Origin of the sequence: Streptomyces sp. ICC1 (assembly GCF_003287935.1) — a bacterium.
In the GTDB taxonomy this organism is placed as follows: domain Bacteria; phylum Actinomycetota; class Actinomycetes; order Streptomycetales; family Streptomycetaceae; genus Streptomyces; species Streptomyces tritrimontium.
Window position 1 is genome coordinate 5,362,555 of sequence record NZ_CP030287.1, and the last position, 12,885, is coordinate 5,375,439.

The 12,885-nt window shown below is 66.2% G+C and carries 3 protein-coding genes; all 3 read left to right on the top strand.

From position 1 onward, the window contains the following. The first annotated feature begins 537 nt into the window (after nt 1-537). The 3 genes from DRB96_RS25335 to DRB96_RS25340 all read left to right on the top strand — a co-directional run bounded on the left by DRB96_RS25335 (nt 538) and on the right by DRB96_RS25340 (nt 12,770). Nucleotides 538-10,473 (top strand): LamG-like jellyroll fold domain-containing protein, encoded by a 9,936-nt coding sequence (locus DRB96_RS25335; RefSeq protein ID WP_239517759.1) that lies wholly within the window; start codon nt 538-540, stop codon nt 10,471-10,473. A 24-nt stretch (nt 10,474-10,497) separates the two neighbouring features. Continuing rightward, entirely contained in the window at nt 10,498-11,019 is a 522-nt protein-coding gene (locus DRB96_RS43195; protein ID WP_162688644.1) for an SMI1/KNR4 family protein, read from the top strand. Nucleotides 11,020-11,438: 419 nt separating this feature from the next. Beyond that, on the top strand, nt 11,439-12,770 hold the full coding sequence (locus DRB96_RS25340) for an LLM class flavin-dependent oxidoreductase (RefSeq protein ID WP_112450535.1): 1,332 nt from the start codon (nt 11,439-11,441) through the stop codon (nt 12,768-12,770). The last annotated feature ends 115 nt before the right edge of the window (nt 12,771-12,885 follow it).

Below are 12,885 nucleotides of genomic sequence, written 5' to 3' on the forward strand. Positions count from 1 at the left end.
CTCTTCGTGCGCATCGCGCGTCCGTCTGTTGTTGTTATCGCTTTCGTCATGGCTGTGTTGGCCGGCACGGAGCAGGCCGCCCTGGCCGCGAATCAGTGGGTTGTCGCCGCGAAGGGTTCTGGTGCGGGGGAGCGCCCTGGTCAGGCCTGGGGTTCGGCGCGCGGGCGCAGCCACGATGCTTCCGGGAACGTGACTGGCGCCGCAGCGGGCGGGGGGCGTAGTGGCGCGCAGAAGGCGCCGGGCGAGCTGCCAGCGGATGGCGGTTCCCTCCAGATAGAGCTCGGTACAGAGCCGAAGCCTCCGGCGCCGGTCCCGTTCACGACGGTTCCCGCTCCCGTGGTTCCGGAGCCGAAGGGATTCGACTCCAACGCCAGTACCGAGGTGACGACGGAGCGCGCGGAACGTGCGCGGACGTTCCTCAACAAGGACGGCACATACACGACGCGCTTCTACAATGAGCCGGTCAACTTCCTTGCCCCTGACGGGAAATGGAATGTCATAGACGCGCGGCTGACGAAGCCCGCAGGCGCGCGGACCATGAGCGTGGGCGGCGCGGGGTGGGAGACGCAGTCCACACAAGACGTGGTGCGTTTCGCCGAGTACGCCGACGCGGAATCGCTGGCCATTCTCGGCATGAGTGGCACCGTCTCCATCGGCTATGGGATCGAAGGCGCCGCTCACTCTGCAGGCACGGTGGATGGAAGCGTCATCACCTATCCCGAGGTCCGCAAGTCATCCGATGTGGTCCTGATAGCCGGCAGTGACTCCGTCAAGGAGACACTGATCCTCAAGGACAAGTCCGCACCCACTCAGTGGCGGTTCCCCCTGGCACTGAACGGCCTGACTGCGAAGCTCGACGGTCTGGGCGGGATCGCCTTCACCGATGCGGCCGGGAAGCAGCAGGGCTGGATGCCCGCAGGCTGGATGGAGGACTCCAAGCGCGCCGAGAACTCCAACGAGGGCGTCATTTCCTCCGGCGTGACCTACACGCTGGAGACCTCGGGCAACCGCCAGATCCTCGTCGCCACCCTGGACGCACAATGGCTGTCGGCGCCCGAGCGGGTCTTCCCGGTGAAGGTGGACCCGTCCGTGACGGGCGTGTCATCCACCTCGGGCACCTACGTCGAGCACCCGTACAACCAGAACTTCGCCAGTGACACCAACATCAAGGCCGGTACCTACGACGGCGGCGGTCACAAGGCGGCCGGGTTCCTGAAGTTCGACGGGCTCGGCAGCGGCGCGATGAAGAACGGCTATGTGGTCGCCGCGAAGCTGTCGCTGTACAACACGTGGTCCTCCTCATGCACGGCTCGTCCGGTGACCGTGCACCAGATCACCTCGAACTGGTCGGAGTCCAGCACCTCCGCCTGGCCGGGGCCGGCGACCGGACCCGCACTGGGTTCGAAGAGCTTCGCGCATGGCTGGCGTCCCGACGGGACCAACACCTGGTCCTGCGGTCCGGCCTGGGAGGGAATTCCGCTCGGCCCTGATGGGCGCCAGCTCGTGGATGACTGGACGCACAACCGCAAGCCGAACTACGGCCTCGCAGTCAAGGCCTCGGACACGGATTCCAAGAGCTGGAAGAACTTCGGCTCGGACGATTACCCCAACGGGGCTCCCAGCCTGGACGTGACGTGGACGAGCTATGGAGCCGTCTACCAGGCGGGCGGGTTCGTTCAGCCGATGACGGCGACGTCCGAAGGCCGGTTCAAGGCCACTGTGACCAACCAGGGCCAGGCCACGTGGTCCAAGAACGCCAACTACAAGCTCCGCTACGACCTGTTCGACGCCAACAACAACCTGATCAACCGGAATGGCGACTGGAGCAAGGTCCGCTGGACGGATATGCCGCAGGACGTGCCCCCGGGCGGCTCGGTGACCGTTGACGCCGCGATCGCTCCGCTGACGCCCGGGACGTACACGCTGGTGTGGACCATGGACGACTACGGCTCGACCAGCTTCGTCGATCAGGGTGTACCCGGCATGCCCATCAGGGTCGATGCGGTCAACATTCCGCCTTACCTCACCGGCGCGGCCCCGCCCAGTGGCTCCCTCAGCGACACCCTCACCCCGACCCTGTGGATCTCCGCAGAGGACAAGGACCGCTATCCCAGCGCCCTGACGTACACATTCGAGGTATGTGAGGTCGAAGGGGCGGACACCCGCAAGAACTGCCGGCAGTCCCCAGCCGCGCCCTCGCAGAGCTGGGCCGTGCCCGCAGGCTGGCTTTCCTGGTCCAAGACGTACGCCTGGTACGGATACGCCAACGACGGCCAGGCCCAGTCGGCCCAGACACAGCCGTCGATCCTGACCCCGCAGGTCCCGCAGCCGGCGATCACCTCACACCTCGGCGGCTCGGACAGCAGCCACGGCTTCGGTGAGCGCGCGGGCAACTACACGACCGCCGCCACCGACGCCGCCGTACCCGTAGTCGGACCCGATCTCGCGGTCACCCGGACGTACAACTCCCAGGACCCCCGCCAGAACAACGCCTTCGGCACCGGCTGGGCGACCCGCTGGGACATGCGGGCCAAGGCAGAGGCCGACGGAAACGTCGTCATCACCCTCGCAGCAGGCAGCCAGATCCGCTTCGGCCGGAACAATGACGGCACCTACAGCGCACCCTCCGGCTCCATGGGTGTCCTGACCGCAGTCACCGGCGGCTGGACGCTGCGCGACGCGAGCGGGGCCCTCTACACCTTCGACACTGCCGGGCTGCTGACGAAGGCCGCGGACGGCAACGGCCGCGAGCAGCTCCTCACCTATACCGGCGGGCTCCTGACCAAGGCCACGGACGCGCTGTCCAAGCGCGCCCTGACCTTCACCTGGAGTGTGGGCCGAGTCAGCTCGGTCTCCACCGACGCCATCGGGCCCGGCTCTCCGGCGCTGAAGTGGACCTACACGTACAGCAACGGCCGGCTGGCCAAGGTGTGCCCGCCGACCTCGACGACCGCCTGCACGCTGTACGAGTACACAGCCGGTTCGCAGTACCGCAGCACCGTCTTGGATGCGAATCCGGTCTCGTACTGGCGGCTGAACGAGAGCGAGGGCGAGAACGCGCAGAGTGACGCGGTCTCGCGTACCGGCCTGAACGCGGGCCGCTACCGCGACGTCACCCTCGCCAGCGCGGGTGCCATGACGGGGACGGGCAACAAGGCAGCCACATTCAATGGAACCAACTCCTACATGGAGCTCCCCGAAGCGGCCCTGTCCGCCTCGAAGGTCTTGTCCCTGGAGCTGTGGTTCAAGACGGCCAAGCCCGGTGTCCTGGTCGGTTTCCAGGACAAGCGGATCACCGACGGCAAGCCGTACATGTGGAACCCGGCCCTCGTCGTGGACACGACCGGCAAGCTCCGTGGTGGTTTCGAGCTGGCCGGCGAGTGGAAGGCCCCGATCTCCTCGACGGTCACGGTCACCGATGGGGCGTGGCACCACGCGGTTCTCACCAGCAGCGGAACCGGCGAGACGCTGTACCTCGACGGGCAGGCTGTCGGTTCCCGCACAGGGACCGTGGACCACAGTGCCAAGACGTTCGCCTACCTCGGCGGCGGATTCTCCAGCGTGGCCTGGGACGGCAATGCCGCCCAGGAAGTCCGCTACTTCAACGGCAGCATGGACGATGTCGCCGTCTACCACCGGGCCCTGGACGCCGGAACGGTTCGCGCCCACTACGACGCACGTACTGGCACCTCCAAGCTGAGCAAGTCCATCCTGCCCTCGGGCCGCACCGGCGCCCAGGTCACGTACGACAACGACACCGAACGTGCCACCCAGGTCACCGACGAGTCGGGCGGTACCTGGAAGATTTCTCCGCCCCAGTACTCTTCCGGCTCACAGGCGTACACCACTGCCGTCCAGGCGACCGGCCCCGTCAACTACTGGCGCCTGGGTGACAGCAGCGGCGCCGCCGCGGCCGATGAGATATCCAGCGGCGGCAACGGCTCCTACCACGACGGCGTCACCCTCGGCTCGGTCGGCACATTCCTGGACGGCGACAACGGCTCGGTCACCCTCGACGGCACCAAGGGAGCCGTCGACGTACCTGCCGAGACCATCGGCGGCGCGACCGCCCTCGCAGCCGAAATGTGGTTCCGCACCGACAAGCCCAACGGCGTCCTCCTCGGCCTACAGAACACCGACCTGGCCACCACACCCACCCAGTGGAACCCGAGCCTGCTCATCGACGCCGACGGCAAGCTCCGCGGCGAGCTCTGGCGCGGCATCAAGGGCACATCCATCACCAGCACCAACCCGGTGACCGACAACGCCTGGCACCACGTGGTCCTCACCGGCGGCACCACCGGACAGACCATGTACCTGGACGGCGTAAAAGTCGGATACCAGGCCGGAGCGGTCACTCCGCAGACCGTGGTCCAGGCCTACCTCGGCGCCGGCTACTCCCACTGGGCCTGGGACGGACAGCCCGCCGGAGTGCGCTACTTCTCCGGACAGCTCGACGAGGCCGCCTTCTACGGCAAGGAACTGGACGCCGCCACCGTCGCCGACCACTACAAGGCCCGCACCCGCCTCGTCGCCGGAACCGGCAACCAGTACCAGGGCACGGTCATGGCCGACGCCCCCACCAGCTACTGGCAGCTAGACGAGACCACCGGCACCCGCGTCACCAACAAGATCACCGCGAGTGGCGGCAACGGCACCTACACCAAAACAAAACTGAACACCACGGGCGCCTTCGGCATCGGCGACCGCACCGCAGCCGAATTCACCGGCGACGGCTACGCACGGCTCCCCGGCGCCGGGATCATCCCCGACACCGACCTCTCCGTCGAACTCTGGTTCAAGACCACCAAGCCGGGTGTGCTCCTCAGCAACCAGGAAAGCCAACTGCCCAACCCCTCTGTGAACTGGACGCCCGTCCTGTACGTCGGGTCGGACAACAAGCTCCATGGCCAGTACTTCACCGTTGGCTCCACCGCCACCAACACCTCACCCGCCACGGTGACGGACGATCAGTGGCACCACGCTGTCGTCACGGCCAAGGGATCCACTCAGACGCTCTACCTCGACGGCACCCAAGTCGCCGAGGCCACCAACGTGCCTGTTCATCACCAGGCCAACAACTACACCTACATCGGCGCCGGCTACGCCGGAAACTGGCCTGCCTCCCCAGGCAACCTCAGCTACTTCACAGGCCAGCTGGACGAGGTCGCCGTCTACCCCAGCCCGCTCACGGGCGAGCAGGTCGCCAAGCACTACAACGCCCGCACCCGCGCCTCCGGCTCCTCTCTCACCGCGACAGTGACGGTCACGGACCCCATGGGGGCCAAGACCAGCAGCACATATGACGCCGTGCGGGGCCAGCGCCGTACCGCCACCACGAACCCGGATGGCGGTGTGACGACCTACGCCTACGACACAGGCGGATTCCTCCACACCGTCACCGACCCCAACGGGCACGCCACCGTTACCGGCCACGACGAGCGCGGCAACACCGTGTCGACGACCACCTGCCGCGACGACGACTCCTGCTGGACCTCGTTCATCGACTACTACTACAACGCCGCCGATCTACTGGATCCGCGCAACGGCAAGCCGACCGCCATCCGTGACGCGCGCTCTGCGGGTCTGGCCGACAACCGCTACCGGACGACCACGTCATACACGCCGCTTGGCCTGACCGACACCGTGACCCTGGCCGACGGCCGCACGTCAGCCACCACCTACACCACCGGCACCGAGCCGGCCACCGGCGGCGGCACCACTCCCGCGGGCCTGGTCGCGACGAAGAAGAGCCCGGGCGGAGCGACCGCCTCGTACGTGTACTTCGCCTCCGGCGACCTCGCCAAGTCGACAGCCCCCTCAGGCCTCGCCACGACCTACACCTACGACGGCCTGGGCCGCAAACTCGCCGAGACCCAGACCTCCGACGCCACCCCGACCGGGGTCACGACGACCTACACCTACAACGCCATGTCCCGCGTCGCATCCGAGACGGGCCCCGGCGTCAAGAACGAGATCACCGGCACTACCCACACCGCCGCGGTCAACCGCACCTACGACCCGGACGGCCTGCTCCTCACCGAGTCCACCCAGGACACGACCGGCGGCGACACCACACGGACCACCACCTATCAGTACAACGCCCAGGGCCTCAATGAGAAGGTCACCGATCCAGTTGGCAACGTAACCGCCTTCGCTCACGACCCCATGGGGCGCGTGGTGCAGGAGACCGACGCGGCGGGCAACGTCGTCACCCACTCCTTCACCAAGCGCGGAAACCTGGCCGAGTCGGTCCTGAAGAACTGGACCGGCGACCCTGCCGGCCAGACCCGTGACCTCGTCCTGGTCTCCCACGCCTACGACCCGGCAGGGCGCCTGGCCTCCACCACGGACCCGATGGGCGCCACCACCACCTTCACCTACTTCGACGACGGCCGGAAAGCCAAGACGACAGCCAAGGCGGTCACCCAGGCCGACGGCACCACGCACGATATCGTCCTTGAGGCCAACGACTACGACGGCGCCGGCAACCTCACCAGCCAGACCACCGGCGGCGGCCGCACCACGGTGACCAACACGGTCGACGCCACCGGACGCACCACCCGAACCGTCCTAGATCCCAACGGCCTCAACCGGATCACTGCCACGTCCTACAACAGCGACGACCAGGTCACCGAGGCAACGCAGTCGATCGACGGCACGGGCAAGAAGCTGACCGCCACCACCGAGTACGACATCGCGGGCAACCCGAAGAAGGCGACCGTCACCGACGGCATTACCACCCGCACCAGTACGGCCACCTTCGACCAGCGGGGCCTGCCGCTGACCGAAGTCAGCCCGCGCGGCAACACCACCACCAACCGCTACGACGCACTCGGCCGCCTGGTCGAGCAGACCGCCCCGCAGGTCCAGGCCGAAGAGAACGGCGCCGCGGCAACCGCCGTCACGCCCAAGACCCTCACCGGCTACAACACCTTCGCCGAAGCCACCGACACGCGTGACGCCCGGGGCATGGTGACCCGCACCGAGACCGACAAACTGGGCCGTGCCACGGCCGTCACGCTCCCGGACTACACCCCGCCCGGCGGAACCAAGATCACCGGCGTTGCCCGCACGAGCTACGACCAGCTCGGCAACCCGGCCTCGCAAACCGACCCCCTGGGCCGAGCGACGTACTTCACCTATGACCAGCTGGGCAACCTGACCAGCAAGACCGACCCTGCACTTACCGGAACAACGGCCCTGCAGGCTCCGGGAACCAACACGCTCAACGGGGCCGCCACCGCCCTGTCCGGAGGCGGGGTCAGCACCTACAGCTGGACGCCCACCGGTCTCCAGCTCTCCGTGACGGACCCGACCGGTTCTCGTAACGAGGCCACCTACGACCAGCTCGGCCGCAACCTGACCTCGACCATCGTCGAACGCAAGCCCACCCTCAAAAACTTGGTCTCCCGCTACACCTGGGACGACGCCAGCAACCAGACAATCTCCAAGAGCCCTGCCGGACGCACCACCACGGCCACGCACAACACGGCCGGTGAGGTCCTGACAGTGACCGACCCTCTGGGCGGCATCACCAAGTCGGCCTACGACGGCCTCGGCCGCACGACCGAAACCACCGACGCCACCGGCCGCAAGACCACAACCGCCTACAACGTCCTGGGCCAGCCCACAGCCACCACCGACTTCGGCACGGGTACCACCGCACTGCGTACCGCCTCCTCCGAGTACGACGCCGACGGCAACGTGACAGCATCCACCTCGGCCACCGGATCGCGCCGCACCTACACCTACGACGCGCTCGGCCGCATGACCAAGCAGATCGAACCGGTCACAGCGACGGACTCCATCACGACCACCTTCGGCTACGACGCGGCGAGCAACCGTACCCGCCTGACCGACGGCCGCGGCAAGGCGACGTACTACACCTTCACCCCCTGGGGCCTGCCGGAATCGACCATCGAACCCGCCACCACCCAGCACTGGACCCCGGACGTCCGAACCTGGACCACCAGCTACGACGCCGCAGGACAGCCGGTCTCCGAACTCCTGCCCGGCAACGTCAAGCGCCAGCGCACCTACGACGCCCTCGGCCGCCTCACAGGCGAGACCGGCAGCGGCACAGCCGTCGCCACCCGCCCCCGCACCCTCTCCTACGACCTCGCAGGCCGCATGACGGGCTCCGGCACTGACAGCGTCCTGGCCGCCAACACCTACACCTACAACGACCGCGGCCAGCTCCTGAACTCCGACGGCCCCTCCGGCAAGTCCGCCTACACCTACGACGCTGACGGCAACATGGCCTCGCGCACCGACGCGGCCGGCACAACGGCGTTCACCTACGACACGGGCGGCCGCCTCGACACCAGCACCGACCCCCTGACCGGCACCCAGGTCCGCAGCGACTACGACGCGGCTGGCCGGCCCACGGTCGAGCAGTACGCCCGCCCCGCCACCGGCGGTACCTACACGATCAGTGCCAACCGCACCTACTCCTACGACAGTCTGGGCCGCCTTAACAAGGACACCGTCACCCGCACCGCAGGTGGCGACGTCCAGGGCCAGGCCTACGACTACGACCTCTCCGACCAGCTGGTGAAGAAGACCACCACCGGCACGGCGGGCGCAGCCGCCAACACCTACACCTACGACCTTGCCGGCCGCATGACCTCATGGAACGACGGGACGACCAACACCCCCTACGAATGGGACAAGGCCGGCAACCTCACCAAGCGCGGCGCCTTCACAGGCACCTATGACGCACGCAACCGCCTGGAAACCTGGGGCACCGAAACCTACGCCTACAGCGCCCGCGGCAGCGAGAAGACCATCACCGACTCCGCGGACGCCAACGCCACACAGCAGATCCAGTCCGATGCCTTCGAACGCACCATCACCAATGGCACCAGCACCTTCACCTACGACAGCCTCGACCGCGTCCTGACCCACAACACAAAGCCCTTCACCTACGACGGCGGCTCCAACAACCTGGTCACCGACGCCACCACCAGCTACACCCGCACCCCCGCCGGCTCCGTCCTCTCCACCGCCACAACTGGCCAGACCGGCACCGCACGCCTTGCCGTCACAGACCAGCACGACGACCTCGTCGCCAGCCTCACTCCGGACGGCAGCGCCCTCGCCGGCTCCCGCAACTACGACCCGTTCGGTAAGACCACCGCCACCAGCGGCGCCAACCCCAACATCGGATACCAGTCTGGCTGGACCGACCCCAGCACCGACGAAGTCAACATGGCCGCCCGCTGGTACCAGCCCGGCATCGGCAGCTTCACCAGCCGCGACACCTGGCAACTCGACCCGAACCCCTCCGTCCAGGCAAACCGCTACACCTACGCCAACGCAAGCCCGCTCAACGGAACCGACCCCACAGGACACCAATCAACCGATCAGTTGGAGAGGAAGGCTGCGGGCCAGCGAGCAGCGAGCGCGGCGGCAGACCGGGTGAGTCTGCCTAGGTTCACCAAGACGTATGGATCCTTCGGCTGGTCGAAAAGGCTCCCGGGGTGGCTCAAGTACGGCGGGTACTACCAGACCGTATCCATTGCGGGCCCGAGTGTTGGCGCCTCGCCTTGGACCATGCCCCGCCAGATGTGCAATCACTGGATGTGCGGAACAGGATCGGCTCCCAGCGTCGTGGGAATAATCGGTGACGCTGCCAGCGGATCGCGCGGTGGCGGACCCTGCCGCACCAGGTGCGCCCTTCCGTACTCCCCTCCGGGCGATGGAGATCCCAACAAGGATAAATATCCGCCGATCATTACACCTGTGCATGTTCCCGAAATCGACACCGATGCTATTGACGACGCGCAATGGACGGAAGATGACGGCTGGCAGGCTGTTTTCGGATCCTCCGATTTTCTCAAGTTTTTCGAGGACGGTCCTGGATTTAATCCGGATGGGGATATTTCGGCAGACTACGGCCTGGGTCTTCATCTAACCGTCGATCAAGCGACTGAAGGAAGCTTCGGGAGTTCACCCGTCGACAGAGGCGGATGCAAGAAAGGAAATTCGGCCATATATTACGCGCCGCTTGATGCGCTTGGCCGAGCCCAAGGTGCGCGAGCTTGCCTTAATAAAGGGGATTATAATTATTTGGATGATAAAATGAACTGGAAATTCGACACTCAGGAAACAAATTTGGTTGGAACGGGGACGGAGTTCCCTTTCGATCGGAATTCTGGCTGGAATAACCAGCCGCGAGGTTGGGGGCCGGGGCGAGGGCTGCAGCGTGGCCACTTGATAGCCAAGTCCCTCGGGGGTTCTGGCGAGGATGCTCGGAATTTGGTCCCGTTGTACAACAAATCAAATTCCCCCGATATGGCAAGTTATGAAAGGGATCTGGCGAGGCGCGTGGAAGGTGGGGAGACGATATACTACAGCGTCACTCCGAAGTATGTCGGAACCAATCCCATCCCTGTCCGTGTCTACTTGGGCTGGATAGGAGATAGGGAAGGTGCAGGTTTCGCAATAATAGAAAACTATCAACACTAGGGATTAGAAGGGTGTGATGTCGTTATGAACTGGGTGGATAGGGTCGTCGAGGCGCTTCAGTGGAACCGCCTATCGATTCGAATTGCGTGGGATGACATTGAAAGCGAATTGCGCTGCGCGCTGCCTGAGGATTTCAAGGAGGTTTGTGAAATTTTCGGGCGCGGAACGTTTAGCGGATTCCTTGAGGTGGCCTCTTCTTCGGGTGGGTCCGATTCAATGCTTCGCGATCAGTGGTATTCGTTGCAGCGAATTGTCGAAGTGAATAGTCTTGCTGCGGCGGACATTCTGAGGTTCGGTGTCTATCGGCCCGGATCTGCAGGGTTGCTCCCGTGGGCTGATACATACTCGGAATGTCAGATCTATTGGCTGGCCGACCCTGGCCCGTCGAGTGCATGGCCGATCGTTGTCCAGAATTCCGAGGGGGAATGGTCAGAGTTCCGCATGTCGGCCTCTGAGTTTATTTTCAAAGTTCTGGTCGAAGTTGATTTCCCGATTGGTGTTGCGGAATATGGGCCGCCTTACTATGAGCTCGTAGCACGATCATGAGGCGGGTTTGTGGCGTCTCCAGCAGGTGAGGCTGGCTGCATACGGCAGAAGCAGGAACGGTTGTCGGTAGATTCTGGGTTCTGGCACAGATCTTGGGGAGCGATCGCGGAGAGTCATAGCGGTGTTCGAGGATGAGCGTGCTGTCTGATTGAGTCGTGACGCCTACTCAGCGAACCCAGTGGCTTGGCTGGCGCGGCTCATCATGTAGCCGTCCGAATGTTCGGGGCGCAAGTGCTCCGAGCGGGACTGGAGGATGTCTAGTGCTGTGACCGGGAAGGTTCGCCGGGTTGCTCGTGGTGCTGGTTGGAAAGGAGTTCTCCAATCAGCGTGGGGAGGCGGGATGGCGCAACCGGTCCGGGTTCGCGGGCTGACCGAGCAGGAGGGGCCCCGCCCTGAGCCGATTCCACCGAGGACACGACATGACCGCACCCCGGACCCTCCACCTCAACGCCTTCCTCATGAACGCCGGCCACCACGACGCCGCCTGGCGGCACCCGGCCAGCAGCCCCGAACGGGTCACCGACCTGCGCTACTTCCAGGAGCTGGCCAGGACCGCCGAGCGCGGGCGGCTCGACTCGATCTTCTTCGCCGACGGGCTCGCCCTCTGGGGCAAGGCCCGCTACAACGCCCTCGGCGGGTTCGAGCCGCTCACGCTGCTCTCCGCCATCGCGGCCGTCACCGAGCACATCGGGCTCATCGCGACCGTCTCCACCACCTTCAACGAGCCCTTCCACACCGCCCGGAAGTTCGCCTCCCTCGACCACATCAGCAACGGCCGGGCCGGCTGGAACATCGTGACCTCCGGCACCGTCGACGAGGCCCGCAACTTCAACCAGGACGAGCACCTGGCGCACAACCTCCGCTACGACCGCGCCCGCGAGTTCCTCGACGTGGCCACCAAGCTCTGGGACAGCTGGGAAGACGACGCGATCGTCCTCGACAAGGAAGCCGGCATCTATGCCGACACCGACAAGCTGCACCCCGCCGCCCACCGGGGCGAGTACTTCGGCGTGGCCGGCCCGCTCAACGTCCCCCGCTCCCCGCAGGGCCACCCGCTGCTGGTCCAGGCCGGCTCCTCCGAGGACGGCAAGGAGTTCGCCGCCCAGTACGCCGAGGCCGTCTTCACCGCCCAGCAGACCCTGGCCGACGGCCAGACCTTCTACAAGGACCTCAAGTCGCGGCTCGCCAAGTACGGCCGCGCCGAGGACGACCTCCTCGTCCTGCCGGGCATCGCCCCCGTCATCGGGTCCACCGAAGCCGAGGCCAAGGCCCTGGAGCAGGAGCTCACCGACCTGCAGGTGCCGGAGTACGGGCTCGCCCAGCTCTCCGGGATGCTCGGCACCGACCTCACCGGGCTGCCGCTGGACGGGCCGCTGCCCGACCTCCCCGAGGAGCGGGACATCAACGGCAACAAGAGCCGCTTCACGCTCGTCGCCGAACTCGCCCGCCGCGACGGCCTCACCCTGCGCCAGCTGATCGCCCGCCTCGGTGCCGGCCGCGGCCACCGGGTCTTCGCCGGCACGCCCGAGCAGATCGCCGACCAGCTGGAGGAGTGGTTCACCCAGGGCGCCGCGGACGGCTTCAACATCATGGCGCCCGTCCTGCCCACCGGACTCACCGACTTCGTCGACCAGGTCGTCCCGATCCTCCAGCGCCGCGGCCTCTTCCGCACCGAGTACACCGGCCGGACCCTGCGCGAGAACTACGGGCTGGCCCGGCCCGCCAACCGCCACGCGGGGGCCACGGCGTGAGCTAGTGCTGTGGCCGGGAAGGTTCACCGGGTCGCGGCGCCCGGCACGGCACCTCGCGGCGTTGTCGGACCACGCCGGTACGTCCAGTACGAGGCGTGGTCCTCCGCCCGGGGGC